The organism is Methylocaldum gracile, from assembly GCF_053646815.1.
In genome coordinates this window covers 4,665,838-4,683,958 of sequence record NZ_CM132196.1, presented here as the reverse complement: position 1 = coordinate 4,683,958, position 18,121 = coordinate 4,665,838, and the positions used below count along the sequence as shown (strand labels likewise).

Annotated in this window: 16 protein-coding genes; 7 read left to right on the top strand and 9 right to left on the bottom strand. The window is 60.1% G+C overall.

The features are described 5' to 3' along the window. Positions 1–13: 13 nt before the first annotated feature. Positions 14–1,558 (bottom strand): porin, encoded by a 1,545-nt coding sequence (locus ACWJJK_RS20825; protein ID WP_454128452.1) that lies wholly within the window; start codon positions 1,556–1,558, stop codon positions 14–16. Between the two features lie 563 nt (positions 1,559–2,121). Between ACWJJK_RS20825 and ACWJJK_RS20820 the strand changes: the two genes are divergently transcribed. Beyond that, on the top strand, positions 2,122–2,751 hold the full coding sequence (locus tag ACWJJK_RS20820; RefSeq protein WP_077728564.1) for a hypothetical protein: 630 nt from the start codon (positions 2,122–2,124) through the stop codon (positions 2,749–2,751). A gap of 326 nt (positions 2,752–3,077) precedes the next feature. Here the strand turns inward: ACWJJK_RS20820 and ACWJJK_RS20815 are convergent, their stop codons facing one another. The 4 genes from ACWJJK_RS20815 to ACWJJK_RS20800 all read right to left on the bottom strand — a co-directional run bounded on the left by ACWJJK_RS20815 (position 3,078) and on the right by ACWJJK_RS20800 (position 7,681). After that, positions 3,078–3,989, bottom strand: coding sequence for a helix-turn-helix transcriptional regulator (locus ACWJJK_RS20815; RefSeq protein WP_240502391.1), 912 nt, complete (start codon positions 3,987–3,989; stop codon positions 3,078–3,080). Between the two features lie 84 nt (positions 3,990–4,073). Then, positions 4,074–6,020 (bottom strand): molybdopterin biosynthesis protein, encoded by a 1,947-nt coding sequence (locus ACWJJK_RS20810; RefSeq protein ID WP_156881101.1) that lies wholly within the window; start codon positions 6,018–6,020, stop codon positions 4,074–4,076. Then, positions 6,010–7,221 (bottom strand): molybdopterin molybdotransferase MoeA, encoded by a 1,212-nt coding sequence (locus tag ACWJJK_RS20805; RefSeq protein WP_156881102.1) that lies wholly within the window; start codon positions 7,219–7,221, stop codon positions 6,010–6,012. Before ACWJJK_RS20805 ends, ACWJJK_RS20810 begins: the two co-directional genes overlap by 11 nt. 28 nt (positions 7,222–7,249) lie before the next feature. Then, a complete protein-coding gene (locus ACWJJK_RS20800) occupies positions 7,250–7,681 on the bottom strand; it encodes a YcgN family cysteine cluster protein (protein WP_077728567.1) in 432 nt (143 codons plus the stop codon). A 244-nt stretch (positions 7,682–7,925) separates the two neighbouring features. Between ACWJJK_RS20800 and ACWJJK_RS20795 the strand changes: the two genes are divergently transcribed. The 3 genes from ACWJJK_RS20795 to ACWJJK_RS20785 all read left to right on the top strand — a co-directional run bounded on the left by ACWJJK_RS20795 (position 7,926) and on the right by ACWJJK_RS20785 (position 10,486). Continuing rightward, on the top strand, positions 7,926–8,840 hold the full coding sequence (locus tag ACWJJK_RS20795; RefSeq protein ID WP_086134903.1) for a D-hexose-6-phosphate mutarotase: 915 nt from the start codon (positions 7,926–7,928) through the stop codon (positions 8,838–8,840). A 64-nt stretch (positions 8,841–8,904) separates the two neighbouring features. Continuing rightward, the gene (truC, locus tag ACWJJK_RS20790) at positions 8,905–9,678 is read left to right on the top strand and encodes a tRNA pseudouridine(65) synthase TruC (RefSeq protein WP_086134902.1); all 774 of its coding nucleotides are present in this window, start codon (positions 8,905–8,907) and stop codon (positions 9,676–9,678) included. After that, positions 9,662–10,486 carry an NYN domain-containing protein gene (locus tag ACWJJK_RS20785; protein WP_077728570.1) on the top strand — a complete coding sequence of 275 codons (825 nt, stop codon included), beginning with the start codon at positions 9,662–9,664 and terminating at the stop codon, positions 10,484–10,486. The genes truC and ACWJJK_RS20785 overlap by 17 nt, the downstream gene beginning before the upstream one ends. 8 nt (positions 10,487–10,494) lie before the next feature. Here the strand turns inward: ACWJJK_RS20785 and ACWJJK_RS20780 are convergent, their stop codons facing one another. After that, positions 10,495–10,740: a hypothetical protein gene (locus tag ACWJJK_RS20780; protein WP_077728571.1), complete on the bottom strand. Its 246-nt coding sequence runs from the start codon at positions 10,738–10,740 to the stop codon at positions 10,495–10,497. 260 nt (positions 10,741–11,000) lie between these two features. On the opposite strand from ACWJJK_RS20780, the gene ACWJJK_RS20775 reads away from it, so the two are divergent. Further along, positions 11,001–11,801 (top strand): motility protein A, encoded by an 801-nt coding sequence (locus tag ACWJJK_RS20775; protein WP_077728572.1) that lies wholly within the window; start codon positions 11,001–11,003, stop codon positions 11,799–11,801. A 15-nt stretch (positions 11,802–11,816) separates the two neighbouring features. Continuing rightward, a complete protein-coding gene (locus tag ACWJJK_RS20770) occupies positions 11,817–12,851 on the top strand; it encodes an OmpA family protein (RefSeq protein WP_156881103.1) in 1,035 nt (344 codons plus the stop codon). A 104-nt stretch (positions 12,852–12,955) separates the two neighbouring features. On the opposite strand, the gene ACWJJK_RS20765 is transcribed toward ACWJJK_RS20770, so the two are convergent. The 3 genes from ACWJJK_RS20765 to ACWJJK_RS20755 form a co-directional block, all read right to left on the bottom strand. After that, positions 12,956–14,245, bottom strand: coding sequence for a hypothetical protein (locus ACWJJK_RS20765; protein WP_156881104.1), 1,290 nt, complete (start codon positions 14,243–14,245; stop codon positions 12,956–12,958). 16 nt (positions 14,246–14,261) lie between these two features. Then, positions 14,262–15,815, bottom strand: coding sequence for an MBOAT family O-acyltransferase (locus tag ACWJJK_RS20760; RefSeq protein ID WP_133718354.1), 1,554 nt, complete (start codon positions 15,813–15,815; stop codon positions 14,262–14,264). A gap of 240 nt (positions 15,816–16,055) precedes the next feature. Continuing rightward, on the bottom strand, positions 16,056–17,285 hold the full coding sequence (locus ACWJJK_RS20755; protein WP_434131768.1) for a CapA family protein: 1,230 nt from the start codon (positions 17,283–17,285) through the stop codon (positions 16,056–16,058). A 238-nt stretch (positions 17,286–17,523) separates the two neighbouring features. Here ACWJJK_RS20755 and smrA point away from each other — a divergent pair, with 238 nt between their 5' ends. Next, positions 17,524–18,120: a DNA endonuclease SmrA gene (gene smrA / locus ACWJJK_RS20750; protein WP_156881105.1), complete on the top strand. Its 597-nt coding sequence runs from the start codon at positions 17,524–17,526 to the stop codon at positions 18,118–18,120. Position 18,121 lies beyond the last annotated feature (1 nt).

The window sequence follows — 18,121 nt, the reverse complement described above, 5'->3', positions numbered from 1 at the left end:
TTCGGCTCTTGTATCAGAACTGATACTGAAACCGGGTCAGGAAGGCTTTTTCCGTCGGACGATCCCGGCCTCGCGCGGCGCCGCCGTCGAAATAGGTCTGGGCGTAATCGGCCATCAACTTGATATTGGGGTTGAGATACCAGTTGAGGCCCAGCGCCCACTCGGTGGCTTTGCTGGCCGAGGTGGACGGGTTGGCGAAAGCGCCGTTGTACTTGAAAGTGTCGTCGTCCACGTCCAACTCGCCCCATCGCGCGGCGATCTGGAAAGCGCCCCAGGTGCCGGCGAAGGGATCGAAGTTTCGGGCCGGCTTGATCCCGAAGAACGAGTTCCTTTCGCCGGTCAGCACATACGAGGTCTGCACTTGCCAGGCGGTGTTGTCCTGGCGCGCGGTTCGGGTTCTCGTACCGTCGGTGAGGCGCTGGGATGAAATCACGTACTCGGTCAGCAGCCCGAACGACCCCCAGTACCAATAAGCCCCGGGCGTGATGCGGTAGGCGTCTCCGAAAGCGGTGACGTTCGGGTTGTAATTCAGGAAAGCCTGCTGTCCGGCCGAGGTCAGCCGGTTCAAGCTGTGTCCTCTCGGTTGCCCCCAACTGCCAGCAAGATTGATACCCAGGCCTTCCAAAGCCGGGATGCCGCTGTGCATGAAAGGATGCGAAATGAGACGGCCGGCGAACTCCTTGTTGTCGTCCCGCTCGCTGTCTACGTTACCCCCGTCGCGGGCGCCGTTGAAGACGCCGAGTTCGTAGCCGAAGAACTCCTTGAACACCGGCAAGATCGTGTACTGCGTTTTATAGCCGGGGTAGGGGATCTGGCCGTGCAGCATTACGCCGATATCGCGTGCCGGCGTGAGGTTCTGGGTCAGTGCTCGCTCGACGAACGCGATATTGGGCGCGCCTTGCTGACGTTCCAGGCCGTTGATGGGCGGTCTGAATTTGCCCGCCATCAGGCTGGCGTACGGAAAATAGTGCAAATCGGCGAAGGCGTCGAACAGGCGCAGATTGCCTTGGCCGAAATCCGGCGAGAAACGGAAATCCGCCCATTTGAAGAAGGTGCCGTCGATGGTCAGACGGGCGCGGCGGATGGAAAACTTGTCCGGAATCGCATCGCCCGTCGAATCGTCCATGAAAAAATTGCCGTCGGCCTGGGCATAGGCGCGGAGGCTCAGGCGATAGTTCTCGTCGGCGGATTTGACGACCAGGCCCTTGTTGCCGATCTCGACCTTGGGCGCATTCTTTGCCGCTTCCGCCGTCACCTTGCGATCCTGCTCGATTTTTTTCTCGAGCGTGGCGACTTTGTCGTTCAGCGCTTTTACCTCGCCGTCAGATGTGGCAACGGGGAGATTTTTCGGATTCGTTTCCTGCGTTTTTGCGGCGATTTGTTTACGAAGCTGCGTGTTTTCATTCTCCGATTGTTCCAGGCGGGTTTCCATTTCCACGAGGCGCCGTTCCATCGCCTGCATGCGTTCTTCCATGGTCGCCGCAGACACGCCGTGAGGCGAGCTAAAGAGTAAGCCGTGACAAGCGACGGCGAGCGCTGTTTTTTTTCTTATAGTCATGAGAAGTTTCCCCAATTTGTTTGGCCGTTAAGCTGCGACGCCTCATTGCAAGCCGTCTCCGATCGCGATGGCTGGTTCTTTGATTGGTGTTTCCCCCCTTCCGGTCCACGTCATTGCGTAGCCGAAAAACCCTTTGAACGTTAATTCGTTATTTATTTAAAGTTATAACGATAATCGAGCAAAAACAGGGCCAATAATGGGGCGAACATCTCGACGAGAGGGAATTGGTCGGCAACGGCTGGCGTCCCGCAACTGCCGGAGGCCTAGTGCCTATGCTGTTGAATATTCGGCGGAAACGCGTTTTCGCTTGGGCTTAATCGTTCGGTTTGTGCTTCGTTATATACGTTAATAAATATCGATACAAGTAGTTCGGCCGGCGAGCGTCGGATAGCTATGGTGGCGAAAGGAATGTCAGGTTTCGAACAGGAAGAATGTCGGTTTTCCAACAAAAGCGATCGGCGGATCACGGCAGTCGGGCGAGAACTCGGCTAAGCTTCCATGGCGCCGGAACGGGCACCGTTGCCTGCCGGTGTCCTGAGTATTACCCCTAATTGGAGATGTCTGTGAACAAGATCGGCAAGTTCGGTGTGGTGGGGATTCTGGTGATTGCGGGCGGCGCATCCGCCGCCTCGGCGGAAGAAGTGCCCAAAGTATTTCGCGATGCGCCGGCCCAGAAAGGCCAATGGCGCATGGAGATTCTCAAGTTCGACGGCGGCGAAGGCGACGGAGAGGCTGTGAGCGCCATGCCCAAAAGCATGTCGATGTGCATGGACAGCATCATGGACATGGCCAAGAAGAGTGAGCAGCAGCAGGGGCCGAGCACATGCCGCGGCAAGATCCTCGAAAACAAGGATAATCGCGCCGTTTACGAGGCCACGTGCGAAAGCGGCGTCTACCGCAGCACCATAACCCGTGAGGGGCCGCGTTCGTTCTTGATCGAAGCCGCCGGGAAGAGCCCAGAAGGCTCTTTCGCCATGACATCACGCTACACCTACGAAGGGCCCTGCAAGGGAAACGGCGGGCAGCCGGCCATCAGCTTCGACAAGAACAGCGAAGCCTGCAAGGCGATGAAAGCGCAGATGTTCCAGATGGACCCGAAGATTGCGTGCGCCGGCGCGACGGGAGCGGCCCGCCAAACCTGCGAGCAGCAGATGGCGCAATCGCTCGCTCAAATGAAGAGTATGTGTGAATAATGGCGGCGTATTCGATCCGCGAATTTTCCGGATCGTGGGCCCGCGGCTCGGAAATTCTTTCCCGGCGCCGCCGTCCGGCCAACGGATTCGTCGGCAAAGGATTGCCGACCTACGACTGAGCACCCTGTAGGTCGGGAATCCTTTCCCGACGTTACGGTCCTACCGAGCGTCTTCGTCGGCAAGGGATTGCCGACCTACGACCGTGCACCCTGTAGGCCGCGAATCCCTTCCCGACATTCGCTAGATTTTTTGTCGAATGACCGAAGCCGTAGAACGACTCGGGAAACGAGCAACATGCTACGCAGGATAGGGCGATAGCCGCCAGTTCACGGGCTGTTGTACAGCACTTCGCCCAGCGCCCCGATATCGTAGCCGCCTAGGCTTTGGGCCTTTTCCGCGAATTCCGGGGCGCGGGTGAATTTCAGCAGGGTTTGGAACGGCGGCTCGAAATAATCGCGCCGGCGGATGACGAGGTCGAAGCGTTCCCGCGCCAGAGGCAGGAATTCCAGTTTCATTTGCCGGGCCACGGACTGCACCGCGATGCCGGCGTCCGCCTGGCCGCTGCAGACCGCAAGCCCGATGTCGACGTGGCCGCGGGCCGGCTGGGGCAGGAGATTCAAACTCTCGATCGAAAGCCCCGACTGCTTGAGCAAGTGCCGGAAGAGCAGACGGCTGCCGGCGCCTTCCTGTCTTTCGATGATCCGCGCGCGGGTCCGGGCCAAATCGGAGAGGGCACGGATGCCGAGCGGATTGCCGGCCGGGAGCACCAGTCCCTGCTCCCGCCAGGCCCAGTGCAGAACCACGATTTCCGCGCCTTTCAGATGTTCCTTGACCGCCGGCAAGTTGTATTCGTCGCTTGCCGGGTCGAGCAGGTGAATGCCGCACAGCACCCCTTCGTCGGCGGCGAACCGCTCCAAACCCTCGGTGCTGCCGTTCATCTGCATGGCCAAGGGGTAGCCGGTCTCTCCCAGTGCCCATTCCAGCAGCGGATCGTGACTGCCGACCACCACCTGCGGCAGCGGGCGGACTTCCGCGCCCGGCTGTACCTGGAACTCGCTGTTCTGCTTGAGCCAGATGTCGATCTGCTCCTTCGGGAACAGCCACTTGCCCGTGACCCGCGTGCAGGGAATGCGTTTCTGGGCAAGCAGATCGTAAATCTTGCGTTCTTTGAGACGCAGATAACGCGCGACTTCCGGAACCGTCATCATGTTCTGCGTATCCGATTCGTCCTTTACCATGATTGGGTCTCAATCGTTTCTTGGAGTAAGAAATTCAGGACTGTACCTGCATAAACCAAAGGGATTGTAACCCAAGGGCTATGGCTATAAACGAAAGCCCATATCGACTAGCGCCTGCCTCACCCGATCATCCCCGAGAAACTCCCGAAAACGGCGAACACCGGGTTTTTCCAAATGGCTTTTCGGCACCAGAAAATCGTAATGTTCGTCCTGAACGGGTATGAACCCGAGACCGTATTGGGTGGCGACCGTTTCGATGGCGACGCCCCAGTCGGCGCGGCTTTGCGCCACGGCGGCGGCCACCGCGTTGTGCGACTTGGGTTGCACGGGGTAGCCGGGCGGCTGCCCGCCTTCGAGCAAGCGGTCGATCAGGATGCGGGTTCCGCTGCCGGCATTGCGGTTGATCATGAGGCAGCTCGCATCCTCGCGCGCAGCGGCCAGCGCCGCTTCGAGCGGTTTTCCGGCAAACCGCGGGTCGTCCTTGCGGAACACGATGCCCTGCATGCGGCGGTAGCCGGGGACGAGTTCGAGTTCCGCCGTCAGCAGGTGGCGGTTGTATTCGCCGGTCGCGGGGTCCATGAGATGCACCCCGGCGATGTCGCATTCGCCCCGCTTGGCCGCCGCCGCGCCGCCCATGCTGCCGACGTAGAAGGCTTTGACGCTTAAGGCCCGCTGCTGCAATAGCGTCAACAGATAATCCAGCCCCGCGCACTGGCTGCCCACGAACACCAGTTCGGCGGGTTCCAGCGCCTGGCCGAGCAGTTGCACCGAGACTGCGCTGCCCGCCGGAACCTGTTCGGTGCGCTGGTCGATGGCGATGAACCCGTCCGCGAAGCTGAAAGCGGTCACCGCGCCGGAGCCTTTTCCCATTGGGTAGGCCGCGAGTCCGTCGTCGGTCGGCATCAGGCTGACCAAAAGGTATTCGGTGCGTCCCCGCTCCGATGTAACCCGCATGGGCAGCGTGGCTTCGACCGACCGTGTTCTCGCGGCGGGCAGTCCCGCCAGGCGCCTCAATACCGGAGCGACGAACTCGTGGAAGTTGAAGATCGCCGAGGTGGGAAAGCCGGGCAGCACCACCACAGGCTTGCCGTCGGTCACGGCCAGGCAAATCGGCTTGCCGGGTTTGAGCGCCACCCCGTGCGCCACGATGCCGGGGTTCTTCAAGGCGCTGACGGCGCGGTAGGACAGGTCGCCCGCGCCTTTCGAAGTGCCGCCCGAGAGCAGCACCATGTCGCATTCCAAGCCCCGCCTCAACGCGCTATCGAGTGCCGACTCGTCATCCGGCACCACGCCGAGGCTCACCGGTTCGCCGCCGAGTTCGCGCACGGCCGCCGCGAGTATCGTGCCGTTGGAGTCGTAGACCTTGCCGGGGCGCAGCGGCTCGCCGGGCGGAACGATTTCGTTGCCGGTGGAGATGATTGCGACGCGCGGGCGGAGATAAACGTCCACCCGGTCCAGACCGATGGCGGCCAACACCCCGAGCTCCCGCGACGTGAGCCATTGCCCGGCGCGTATCACGGTTTCGCCTTTGGCGACGTCGGTGCCGGCGAAAGCGACGAACTGGCCGGGCAGGGCGGGTTTGCGGATTTCGATGCGGAGCGGCTGGCGATCTTCCAGCAATTCGGTGTGCTCGATCATCACCACCGCATCGGCGCCCCTCGGCAGCATGCCGCCTGTCGCGATGGGGGTGGCGGTCCCGGACGTGACGGCCATCGACGGTTCGACGCCGGGCGCGAGCACCTCCGGGTTCAGGGACAACGCCGCCGGAACTTCGTCGCTCGCGCCGTAAGTATCCCCGGACCGGACCGCGAAGCCGTCCACGCTGGCGCGATCGAAGGCCGGCACGTCCACGGGCGCGCTCACGGTGCGCGCCAGCACCCGGCCCAAGGCATCGGCGAGCGGAACGGTTTCACGGCTGGACGGCTCCAGCCGGAGATGGGCATGAAACCGCGCCGCCGCTTCCGTGCGGTCGATGACGTCCAGAAATTGCTCCTGGCGGGCCGCGCGCCGCAGGTCGTCGTTATCGGACATGGTTTGGTTCCGAATCGAGGGAGTCATAAAGGTATACGGTCACTTCGGTGCCCGCCGGATAGCCTTCGCAGTCTTCGGGCACCAGCAGAAATCCGTCGGCAGCGGCAAGGGCCGAGAGGCGGGTATTGCCGCCCACGGCGACGGGTTCGGCGCCGTTCGGCGTCAGCCGTACCCGGCAATAGTCGGTGCTGCCGAGTTCCGAGCTGATTTTCTTGGTCAAGACGACCCGCCGTGCCGGATAAGGCCAGGCCGTGCTTCGGCCGCCCAGGCGCCGTATGGCGCGGCCCGCGAAAAGATCATAGGCGCAGAAGCTGGCTACCGGTTCTCCCGGCAGAAGAAGCACCAAGGTGTTTCCGATCCGTCCGATGCCGGTCGAGCGCCCCGGCTCCAGGGCGATGCCGTGCCAGGCCAGCTCTCCGGCCGTTTCCAGCGCTTCGGCGGCACGGTCGTTCCAGCCTTCGCCGCTGCTTCCCGCGATCAGCACCGCGTCGATTTCATCCGTGCGCAACGCCTCCCCGATCGCATCGTCGGTTACATGCATCCAAGCTGCGATTTCGCCCCCGTCCCGCGCCACGAGCGCTTTCAACATCGACGAGCCGGCCTCGAAATGCTGATGAGCACTGGGAGGCTGTTCCGGAACCGCCAAATCGTCGCCGGTGGTCACGAGCCTTATCCTGGGTCGTCGAACGACGATTATCCGATCCGATCCGCAGGCGGCCAACAAGGCCAGATCCTGGGCGCGCAAAAGCCTGCCTTCGGGCAGCAGCGGGCTGCCGCAGGCGATGTCCTTGCCTCGGCGGACGATGTGTTCGCCCGGCGCAACCGCCGCCGCGATATTCACGAAACCGCCGGCCTCCTCGGCGAGCGGGAACGGAACGATCGTATCCGCGCCGTCCGGCAGTGGCGCGCCTGCCACGACTCTCGCTGCCGTTCCGGGTTGTAGGGCGACTGCTGTATCGTGCAATTTCAGCATCACCGGGCTGTAGGCGCCCGCACCGATGGTTTCGAATCCGCGTACGGCATAACCGTCTATGGCGGCGCGGTTGAACGGAGGTACATCGATGGGCGACTGCACCGCTTCGGCGAGAACGCGCCCGCAGGCTTCGGACACCGCGACCGATTCCGGCGGCAACGCGGAAACCTGCCGGTCCAGCCAGCGCAGCACCTCGTCGACGGATTCATAGCGGGTGAACGTTTTCACGGGTGACGATTCGATGAGGAGTCCGGTTTCAATCCATCCATTCGATCACGTGATCTTCCACGGACTCTACTTCGGCTTCCGGTATTGCATAGCGGCGTATGGAAACCCCGGCGTCGTGCACGGCTTCGCGGTCGCCGCAAACCAGGTGATGCCAAGCAGGCAGGTCTTTGCCTTCCGCCAGCAGCCGGTAGGCGCAGGTGGACGGAAGCCAATGGTATTGCGTGAAGCCGGCGCGCAGGTCCAGACATTCCGGAACCAAGACCGTGCGCTCTTGGTAATGAGTACAGCGGCAAGCCCCGATGTCGAGCAGCCGGCACGCCACGCTGGTGAAGAACAATTCGCCGGTGTCTTCGTCCTCGATCTTGTGCAGACAGCATTTTCCGCATCCGTCGCACAGCGATTCCCATTCCTGTTCGCTCATTTCGGCCAGTGATTTTTCGCGCCAGAAGGGTGTTTTCATGGGGTCGGCGATGGGGTGGGTTGATTCGGAAGGCTCATTTTAGCTTGAAAGGCACAGCCTTTTGTCGGCCTTTGCCCATCCTACATCTCCCCATTCTTCGCGAAAAAATGTGACATCTGTTGCAACAGCGACACGCTTTTGCAATAAAGTTTGCCCCCGGTGAGCCGGCGCCCATCGCACCAACTCGTCGACTTGTCTAATGGCTAAGTCTCTTTAATCAACCCCAACCCTGACAGGAGGATTTATGGACCCGAACGATATTTCCGTCTTAGACCAGCGCTTTGGCATCACCGGCGAGGTTGTTTTCAAGGAAGGTCCGAACGGGCAGGGTGTGGTGGAGATCAGCAACGGTCTCGCCATGGCGAGCATCGCCTTGCAGGGAGCTCATTTGATGAGTTGGGCGCCGCATCAGGAGGAACTGGTCATTTGGCTGTCGCCGAAGGCGAAGTTCGGGCCGGGCGAATCGATCCGCGGCGGCGTGCCGGTCTGTTGGCCTTGGTTCGGGCCGCATCCCGGCGAATCCTCTTTTCCCGCTCACGGTTTCGCGCGCACCCAGCCGTGGGAAGTGATCGAAGTGCTGGCGCTGGAGGACGGTTCGAATCGCTTGGGTTTTCGCCTCATCCGGAGCGACGAGACCTACGCACTATGGCCGCATTCGACACCGCTGGAACTCTATATGACCATAGGCACGGCGCTGGAGATGGAACTGGTGACGCATAACGACGGGCCTGCGCCGATCACTATCGGCGAGGCTCTGCACACATATTTTCAGGTCAGCGACATTCGTCGGATCTCGATACACGGCCTCGATGGCTGTTCCTATATCGACAAAACGGACGAGGGACGACGCAAACAGCAGTCGGGCCCCGTGACCTTTTCCGGGGAAACCGACCGGATTTATCTCGAATCCACGGCTGATTGCGTGATCGAGGATCCGGGCTTGAATCGCCGCATCCGCATCGCCAACCGGGGCAGCCGCTCCACGGTGGTGTGGAATCCTTGGGCCGAGAGGGCCGAGGCGCTGGGCGATTTCGACGAGGACGGTTATCTCCGCATGGTGTGCGTGGAAAGCGCCAACGCGGCGGACGATGTGGTGACGATCGAGCCGGGCGGGACGCACCGTCTCCGGGTGCGCTATACGGCGGAGCCGTTGCGTTGAGCGCTTTGGCAGACCTTGTGTCGCGCTTTGTGAACCGCGGCCTTTAAGGCGACTCGGCCGAAGCATGGAAATCCTCTATCAAGACGACTCTCTCGTGGCGGTGAACAAACCCGCCGGCCTGCTCGTCCACCGGAGCGCGATCGATCGCCACGAAACCCGGTACGCCATGCAGATCGTTCGCGACCGGCTCGGCCGCCGGGTGTATCCGGTCCATCGCCTGGACAAGCCGACCTCGGGCATACTGGTGTTCGCGCTCGATGCGGATACCGCCCGGCGGATGACGGAATTATTCTCCGGCGGCGGCGTCGACAAGACCTATCTCGCCGTAGTCCGCGGCTATGCGGACGAAACCGGCATTATCGATTATGCGCTGGAAGAACAGCTAGACCGGATCACCGACGCCAATGCGCAACGGGATAAACCGGCTCAGCCGGCGGTAACGTGCTACCGCAGGCTAGGGATTGCGGAACTCCCTTTCGCGGTCGGCCGTTACCCGACGGCCCGCTACTCGCTGCTGCGGGTATCGCCTAAAACCGGGCGGAAACACCAGATCCGGCGCCACATGAAGCATATTTTTCACCCGGTTGTAGGCGATACCAGCCATGGCGACGGGCGCCACAACAATTTTTTCAGGAGTCATTTCGGCTGCCATCGATTGCTGCTGTGCGCGACCGGTCTGGCATTCACTCATCCCGATACGGGCGAGAGGCTCCGTTTGGAAGCGCCCCTGGATGATTCTTTTCGGCGCATCGTGGACAATCTCGGCTGGGCCGACGTTTTGAACAAGGTCCCCGAATCCGGCCATTTACATAAACCAATCTATGACCCACACACCTAAGACTCAAATCATGGCCTTGTTCTGCGACTTCGAGAACATAGCCCTCGGCGTGCGCGACGCCAAATACGCTGCCTTCGACGTCCAGAAAGTGCTGGAGCGGCTGCTTCTCAAGGGCAATATCGTGGTCAAGAAGGCCTATTGCGACTGGGACCGCTACAAGGAATTCAAGGGCGGCATGCACGAGGCGGCCTTCGAGCTGATCGAAATTCCGCACGTGCGCCAATCGGGCAAGAATTCCGCCGACATCCGCATGGTCGTCGATGCGCTAGACCTGTGCTACACCAAGTCGCACGTCGACACCTTCGTGATCATCAGCGGCGACTCCGATTTTTCACCCCTGGTCAGCAAGTTGCGGGAGAACAACAAGGTCGTGATCGGCGTCGGGGTGAAGAAATCCACCTCCGATTTGCTGATCGCCAATTGCGACGAATTCATCTTTTACGACGATTTGGTGCGCGAGGCCGCGAAGCCGAGGCCCAAGGCCAGGCGCGCGCCCGCCAAGACGGCGCGCCAGCCGGGTCCGGAAGGCGAAAAGAAAGCCGAGGAAGACAAGAAGCAACAAGCGGTCGATTGGGTGCTCGAGACGGTCGAGGATCTTCTGGAAGAGCGCGGGGAAGAAGAAAAGGTGTGGGGGTCCATGGTCAAGCAGGCGCTGAAACGGCGAAAACCCGGTTTCAACGAAAGCTATCACGGTTTCCGCACCTTCGGAAAACTGCTGGAAGAAGCCCAGGAGCGGAAGCTGTTAAAGTTGGAATACGATGAAAAATCAGGGGGTTACATCATCAAGGGCCTGGCCCGAGAGGACTAGCCCGGAATTTACCACGGCTTGCCGAAATACACCGGGCCCCGAAAGCCGCGTCTTTTGTACTCGCGTTCGATTTCGCTTTTGAGCGCGGTCGGAATTTCCCGCAGGCTCATCGCGGTCAACTGGTATTCCAGATAGAAAAACGCCGCGCGGGGATCGCCCAGCGTCAGGTAATCGATATAAATTCGGGCAATCGCCGGCCACCGTTTCGGGTCGGGAAACGGGATGATTTGAGCGGTTGATTCGTCTGTTTCCATTTTTCGGCCACCTTACGCGATTCGACTTTGACGGGCGGCGCTTCGTTCACTACGAATGTCGAGTAAGGCTGCAAATCGATCCTGTCATCAAGTCGCCGGCAACTATTGCCGGTTCCGGCAAGCCGGCGCCTCTTTGGCGCGTCAAAAATCCGACGAAATGGCGGAAAATTTCATCATGTTATTGATTTAAAAATGAATATCCGATAGGAACGGAACCTGCATAAACGCTTCCGATACAACCAAAATCGAGCGGAAGCGTCATGAAAGCCGTTATCGTAAAAGTATTGATCGGGTCGGGGTTGTTCGGCCTGTTCGTTCTTCTCTTGTGGGCCGACCCGTCGGGCCGGTATTTCAATCTTTCGGGCCTTTTTCTGGTAGTCGTCGGAACGTTCGCCGCCACGGTGCTTGCCCATTCGTTTCGCGGCGTGACCGATTTGTTGCGCCGGCTGCGGAGCAAGCTAACAAATAAGGCGTCGATGGACAGCGAAGACTTGGAAGTGTTCTTGCACCTCGTGGAAGCGCATCGCCGCGGCAGTGTCCGCGCGGCCGAGCAGGCGGCCCGGCGGCTGCAGGAATCTCTGCTTCGAACCGGCGCGGAGTTGGTGATCAATCGCACGCCGCAGGCCGACCTGACGCGCATGCTCCAGTGGAAAATCGGCGCGCAGCGAGAGCGCGATCAGGCCGAAATCCAGATCGTCCGGACCATGGGCGCTTTCGCGCCTGCCTTCGGCATGCTGGGAACGCTGCTCGGCCTCATCGGGATGATGTACGGTTTGGACGCGAATCGCATGGAGCAGATCGGAGAGTCCATGGGCTTCGCCATGCTGACCACGGTGTACGGGCTGGTATTGGCCAATCTGGTGTTGAAACCCCTGGCAACGCGCTTGGAACGGCGCGCCAACGAGAACCTGGCTTGGGCATACGTGCAGATGGAATCGGTGCTCATGTTGCATGACCGGTGTCATGCGGCGATGTTCCGGGATTATTGGCAGGCCTTCTTCGACCACCCGGAGGCGAGCGAACCGATTGATTCGCTCCCGCTCAGCGTGGCCAAATCGTAGCGGCGGGTTGTCCCAATGTCATCGAATCACGCATCGGCGATGACCCAGTCCCGGCGTCCGGAGACTCGGCGGGACGCCACGGCCGATCCTTGGCGAGCGGCGGCGGCCGAACGGCCGTCCGAGCAGAGCGGCTGGCTGTTGAGCTATCTCGACGTGATGACCTTGCTGTTTTCGTTTTTCGTATTCCTGTTCGCCTATCAAAAGGCGCTGACGGTGGAGGCGAAAACCGCCCATCCCGAAACAGCGACGCAATCGACACAAGTTGCGGCTTCGATTCCGGTTTCTCCCGCGGTCATCAAGGCATCGAAGACCATTTCGACGAACCGGGCCCCAGCGTCTCCGCCTATCCGGACGGCCCAGGATAGGAACCCTATAGCGGAAGCCGAGATCAAGGTTTACCCCGCTTATCCGGATGCGGCGCGGACTGTATCCGCGTTATCCCGACGCGAGCCCGAATATAAGGATGCGATTGTCGAGGCAACCCCTCCGGCGCAAAAGGCCGAGGAAACGTCAAACGTGGCCGGACCTTCCAGCAAGCCGGTTGCGGCGGCTCCCGAAAAAGGCTGGATAGCCGAAGCCGGCGACATGGCGCTAAATGCGGCAGCATCCCTCGACAAAGCGTTCTCGGACGCGGATCTCGGCGGTTCGGTCGAGATTTCGGCGGCCAGCGGGGAAGTTCGCCTGGAGATTAACGACGCGATATTGTTCGACCCGGCCAGCGCCGAGCTTAAACCCGAAGGTGCGAGCGTGCTGGACCGTCTGGCCAGCGTGCTTGGTGCTCAAGGCGGCACGATCGAGGTCGAGGGGCATACCGACGACCGTCCCATCGCCACGGCGAAGTTCCGGTCCAATTGGGAGCTGTCGACAGCTCGGGCCAGCACCGTCACCCGCTATTTGATCGCACACGGCATTTCGCCCGAGCGCTTGCGTGCCGTCGGCCTGGCCGACACCCGGCCGCGTGAGGCCAACGATACGCCGGAGGGCAGGGCAAGAAACCGGCGCGTCTCCATCGTGATGTTCCTCCCGCGCGGAGGCGGCGTGAGGACCTGAGCGGGGCGGATTCAATCCTGGTTTTACACGGCGTCGGGTCCGCAGCCGCCTCGCCCCCGCCGGTTAGCTGCCGGCGCGACGAAGGGCTGAGGACTTCCGGAGCATTAATGATTTCTAAGGTCTCGTCGCCGGGATTTGATCTGTTCGGCGATACTCTCCAGTTCCGCCACATCCCGTGGGTGGCTTTTGCGGTATTCCGCTTCCTGCATCCGTAGCAAGGCAATTTGCGCCTCCACATTTTCCGGCCGGAGTAATGTGCCGAATTGATCGCCGGCGTCCGCGAGCGTGAATATGCGATCCAAAATCAGATTGCCCAGTTCTCGTTTGAAGTGTCCTGCTTCCCAATACCAGTGCATCCTAGCTTGCCGGTCATTCTTGCCGGGGACGGCTTCCGTGGTCAGTTCATCGAACCCACTGAAATCCCAAAGCAAAACGGGCGGCTCGCCGCGCCTGCCTGCTTCCGTCCCGACGATATGCGTAATCGCTCGTTTCCAGTCTTCGAAAGCCGGCCAATGCCCGGTAATACGGATGATTTCCATCAGATGAGAGTGATAAGGGTAAATGATCAGATGTAGAGCGATGCCGTGTTGTCGGCACAGGCTAAGGACCCGTCTTAGATCGTCCAGCCGAGGTGACGAATGTCCGTCGGCATCGAAAATGTCTTTTGGGCGGCGCAGGTACGCCTTGACGTTCTCCAGATCTCGTTGCCTGAATACCGCCCAGTACCCCTCGTCGGCTGTAATCTTGAGGTAGTCGCGCATGGGGTTGAACCCCAGCGGAGTCAAATCTACCGCATACGGATCTCCTTGGTGGCCAAGCGTCTCTATCGCGTCGATGAAGGCGCCCAGCGTAAGCGTAGACTCGAGATAATCACGTGCCTGCTGTAGCGCTCGCGTGGGATTCGGGGAGCCATCGAGGTTGGTCAGAAGGCGGTTTCCTTCCTTGCTCGTCACGGCGATGCGGCGCGATGTACGGGCGTCGATTAGAAAGTCCATGAAGTCGATACCCCAAACGACTACCTTGGGTACGACTTTGGAGCCGGCATTGTCATTGGCTAGAACGTGTTGCAGAAAGCGTATGGTGGTCTCGGTACCGGTGCCCGGCAAAGCCAGATTGAATACGGGACGCGAGTCCGCCGGCCAAGCCTCGTATTCGGGATCGAAGCCGACTTCCGCGCGCGAATTGCCGAGAATCAAGCCACGTGGCTGCACACGCAAGACCTGGTAAGCCTTGGCCATGGTTCCATGAGCGCCTGCACTGGGCTTAATGCGGTTGAATCCAGGTTCGTCCACCAATCGGAACAAGCCATAGGGGTCCGCCACGAGGTTGCATGCCGCCACCGCCAACAACATCGTCCCGGTCAAGATCAGCCAAAACTGGAGGTAGCGCTTCATGAACGGTTCGAGACTTTCAGAACTGGAAATAAAGAAATTCGCTCGGTCGGGTCAGCGACAATAAGCCGGAGGCCAGCACAAAAGCCATCGCCAGCGCCCATCGCCATTCGGCCGACCAAGCGAGGCGCGAACCGTCGGCCTTCGAGTGATAGTCCAAAAATGGCCTGAAACGCTGCATGATCTGCTGGGTATTGGGCGCCAGGAATACGATTGGCAGGAGTACGGCGAGCCAAACGAAATTCATGAGGAACTCGTGGCCTCCACCGGGCGTGAACACTATTCCCAATTCACCGAGCCATGCCGCCACCGGGCCAATGCGCAACGCAACGGCGTCCGGTAGAGTGACGCCGTTCAACCCGGCCATGCTGTGCAGAATAGATAGCGCGCCGGCTACAGTCGGCGCACGAAAGAAAACCCAGCCCAACAGAACGGCCAGGAATGTCAGGGTCACGCCCAGGATGCGTCCGCCGATCGAGGTGCGGGCGGGATCGTGGCCCAAGCGAGCGCGGAGCGCCTGCCAAACTTGATGAATAATCAGATACAGGCCGTGCAGACCGCCCCACAAGACGAATGTCCAGCCCGCGCCGTGCCAAAGTCCGCCCAGTAACATAGTGGTCATCAGATTGACATAGCGGCGGACCGGTCCCTTTCTGTTGCCGCCCAATGGAATGTAGAGATAGTCGCGCAGGAACCGAGACAGAGTCATGTGCCAGCGGCGCCAGAAGTCGGCGATGTTGACCGCTTTATAGGGCGAATTGAAATTGATCGGCAGACGTACGCCGATCATATATGAGAGCCCGATCGCCATATCGGAGTAACCCGAGAAATCGAAATAGAGCTGTAAGCTGTACGCCAACGTACCGCCCCAGGCTTGAAAGAGGCCGAGAACCTCCCCTCTCTCGGCGGCGTCGAATACCGCCGAGACATAGGGAGCGACACCATCGGCCAGGCCGACTTTCTTGAACAAGCCCATGGCAAAAACCGTCAGCCCGACCGTCAGGTGCTCGTGGCTGAAACGATACGTCGATGCCTGGCCGAACTGGGGCATCATTTCCTTATGATGCAATACCGGACCAGCGATCAGATGCGGGAAATAAGTCACGAACAAACTATAGTGGACGAAATCGAATTCCTTGGCTTCGCCTCGAGCGGCATCCACGAGGAAGGCAATCTGGGTGAAGGTGAAAAACGAAATGCCGAGAGGTAGGACGATTTCAGCAATGCCATGGCTAGTGCCGAAGACGGCATTGACGCTATCGATGAAAAAATTCGCGTACTTGTAGTACCCGAGCAACGCGAGATCCACCGTTATCCCTAGTGTTAGAAACCGCTTGCGGCGGATAGAGCCGATGTCGTTGCCGCGTGCGATCGCGTAGCCGACCAGATAGTTGAAAACGATGGAGGCGAGCAGAAGGCCGAGATATGCCGGGTTCCACCAGCCATAGAAGAGCAGGGATCCGGCGGTCAGCCAAAGGGCGGCGAGTCGCCGACTGTGGCGCCCCAATCGGAAAAAAGCGAACAGCAGGACGGGTAGAAAGAAAAACAGGAATTCGACCGAGTTGAATAACATTTTTTTCTATTTGTTTTCCGATGCGCGCTTACGGCGACGTATCTTACATGGCCTATATATAAATATCCTAGGTTCCGAAAAGAGCGGGCGATCCGAACGGCCATAACAATTTTAGGCGAAGCCACGACGCGCGGTCGGCCACGTTTTTGCCGCGATTCGATTCGTGCGGCGCGCGACGCCGCACCGACGCCTGTTACCTTAGCGGCAATGAGATTGACAAGTCGGATTCAAACTACTCGATCAGCGCCAGCGCAGGACCAAACGCCGCTCATCGAGCGTTTCCACGGCTCCGCCGAACTTGTCGGTTTCCCGGTCGAGCCGGTCCCGAATCCAGCGGAAGTCATCCGCGGAAGGTCGGTTCAAGCGAAACTGCCTCATGTGCAGCGGGACCATTTCGAGATCCGACAGTGTTCCGTCGGCGGGATTCACGGTCGGGAAATACATCAGCGCCAAATCGCCCCGGAAGGATTCGTAGCCTTCGATGCCCTCGTAATCGTTGATGAAATCGCCGCAGCCGTAGAGGATGAGCTTGTCCCGGTAAACCTCCACGGCCTTGGGATGGTGGGACGAATGGCCGTGGATCACGTCGACGCCGGCTTCGTCGATCAATGCATGCGCGAAACGTCGCTGCTCGTCGGGAATCGCGTAGCCCCAATTGCCGCCCCAGTGTATGGATGCCACGACGATGTCCCGCTCCTGTTTGATGCGTCTTATTCGATCGGCAAGCCGTTGCACGTTTCCCAACGACAGGTCGGGCAGCCAATTCACGCCGGGCTTGTCGTCCGTCGCCCCCCATTCGGGCGGGATTCCGCTCGAATCGCAGCCGAAGCCGAAAACCAGGACACGCCCCTTGCCGGCCAGATTCAGAACCGCCGGGGCTTCCGCTTCCCGGCTGTTTCGGCCGGCACCCGCGGTTTTCAGCGAGGCTTGTTTCAAGGTGTCCAAAGTGTCGGCCAGCCCTTGATAGCCCCAGTCGAGCACATGATTGTTGGCCAGTACGCAGCAATCGATCCGGGCAGCGGTGAGGCAGGGGGTGTTGGCCGGATGCATCCGGTAGTTGATGCCTTTGTCGGGCCAGTACTCGTCGCTGGCAGTGATCGCCGTCTCGAGGTTGATCACGCGAACATCCGGTCCGGCACGCTCGAGTTCAGCGAGGGCATCGCCCCAAACGTAGGAGAAATCGGCGGGTTGAGAGATGGGGCCATTGAGCCGTTCCGCCAGCTTGACGTAAATCTTGGCGTTCCTGACATAGGGCTCGTAGAGCTGGGGATCGCTGGGCTGCGGCAGGATCTGGTCTATGCCCCGTCCGGTCATCACGTCGCCGCACAAAAAAAGCTTGGTTCTGTGGGGAGTCTGTTCCATGGGAGAAACCTCTTTCCCGTAGAGTTGTCGAAACGGTTCGCGGGCGGCGAGCAGGCCCGGGCCGGCAATCCCGTAGCGTAAGAGAAACTTTCGGCGACTGCGGTTCATAGATCATCCCGTTTTCCGTCGACATAATCCGGCTTTGGTTTCAGCCGATAGCATCGGGAATCTTCCGTGTCTACCGGTAAAGTTTGTTATGCTCTAAGCGTAAGCCTTTCGACGGCTGCTGCCCGTCGGCGGATTTCACCCGGCGGCGCGGACCGAGTTCGGATCGAAACGAACATCGATCATGACAACGATCGTCAAACCCGTCGCACGAACTCGACATTAGATCGAGGTAAAAGATATGACCGACGACGACCTAAAATTATTTCAGCAAGAAATGGCCGATGTGCGGCCCATCGATCAATCCGGCCGAGCCATTCTGACCCATCGCGAGGCGCCCACGCCCGGCCAGCTTTACAGGCGCGAATCGGCCCAGCGCGGTACCGCCTTCGATGAAAACCAGCTTCCGACGGCGTTCGTCGAATTCGTTCATCCCGAGGCCATCATCAGTTTCAAACGCGACGGCATTCAAAACGGCGTCTTTCGCAAGCTGCAGCAGGGTGGCTACATGATCGAAGCCATGTTGGACTTGCACGGTCTGACGGTGGAGCAGGCGCGCCACGAAGTCTATCGATTCATCCGTGACTGCGTGCGCCACGACGTGCGATCGGCTCTGATCAGCCACGGCAAGGGACGCGGTAACAAGGAGCAGAAGCCCTTGCTGAAGAGCTATCTGACGCGTTGGCTGCCGATGTTTCCCGAGATTATGGCTTTTCACAGCGCGCAGAAGTGGCACGGCGGCGCCGGCGCGGTGTATCTGCTGCTCCGCAAGAGCGAGAAACAGAAGGAAAAAACCCGCGAACGCCTGGGGTTGTCCTCGGGCAAACCCGTACCCTGAC

Bases quoted from the DNA above. Each gene is read 5' to 3' on its own strand.
- ACWJJK_RS20825 (WP_454128452.1), bottom strand. From the start codon at position 1,558: ATGACTATAAGAAAAAAAACAGCGCTCGCCGTCGCTTGTCACGGCTTA.
- ACWJJK_RS20815 (WP_240502391.1), bottom strand. From the start codon at position 3,989: ATGGTAAAGGACGAATCGGATACGCAGAACATGATGACGGTTCCGGAA.
- ACWJJK_RS20810 (WP_156881101.1), bottom strand. From the start codon at position 6,020: ATGTCCGATAACGACGACCTGCGGCGCGCGGCCCGCCAGGAGCAATTT.
- ACWJJK_RS20800 (WP_077728567.1), bottom strand. From the start codon at position 7,681: ATGAAAACACCCTTCTGGCGCGAAAAATCACTGGCCGAAATGAGCGAA.
- ACWJJK_RS20795 (WP_086134903.1), top strand. From the start codon at position 7,926: ATGGACCCGAACGATATTTCCGTCTTAGACCAGCGCTTTGGCATCACC.
- truC (WP_086134902.1), top strand. From the start codon at position 8,905: ATGGAAATCCTCTATCAAGACGACTCTCTCGTGGCGGTGAACAAACCC.
- ACWJJK_RS20785 (WP_077728570.1), top strand. From the start codon at position 9,662: ATGACCCACACACCTAAGACTCAAATCATGGCCTTGTTCTGCGACTTC.
- ACWJJK_RS20780 (WP_077728571.1), bottom strand. From the start codon at position 10,740: ATGGAAACAGACGAATCAACCGCTCAAATCATCCCGTTTCCCGACCCG.
- ACWJJK_RS20775 (WP_077728572.1), top strand. From the start codon at position 11,001: ATGAAAGCCGTTATCGTAAAAGTATTGATCGGGTCGGGGTTGTTCGGC.
- ACWJJK_RS20770 (WP_156881103.1), top strand. From the start codon at position 11,817: ATGTCATCGAATCACGCATCGGCGATGACCCAGTCCCGGCGTCCGGAG.
- ACWJJK_RS20765 (WP_156881104.1), bottom strand. From the start codon at position 14,245: ATGAAGCGCTACCTCCAGTTTTGGCTGATCTTGACCGGGACGATGTTG.
- ACWJJK_RS20760 (WP_133718354.1), bottom strand. From the start codon at position 15,815: ATGTTATTCAACTCGGTCGAATTCCTGTTTTTCTTTCTACCCGTCCTG.
- ACWJJK_RS20755 (WP_434131768.1), bottom strand. From the start codon at position 17,285: ATGAACCGCAGTCGCCGAAAGTTTCTCTTACGCTACGGGATTGCCGGC.
- smrA (WP_156881105.1), top strand. From the start codon at position 17,524: ATGACCGACGACGACCTAAAATTATTTCAGCAAGAAATGGCCGATGTG.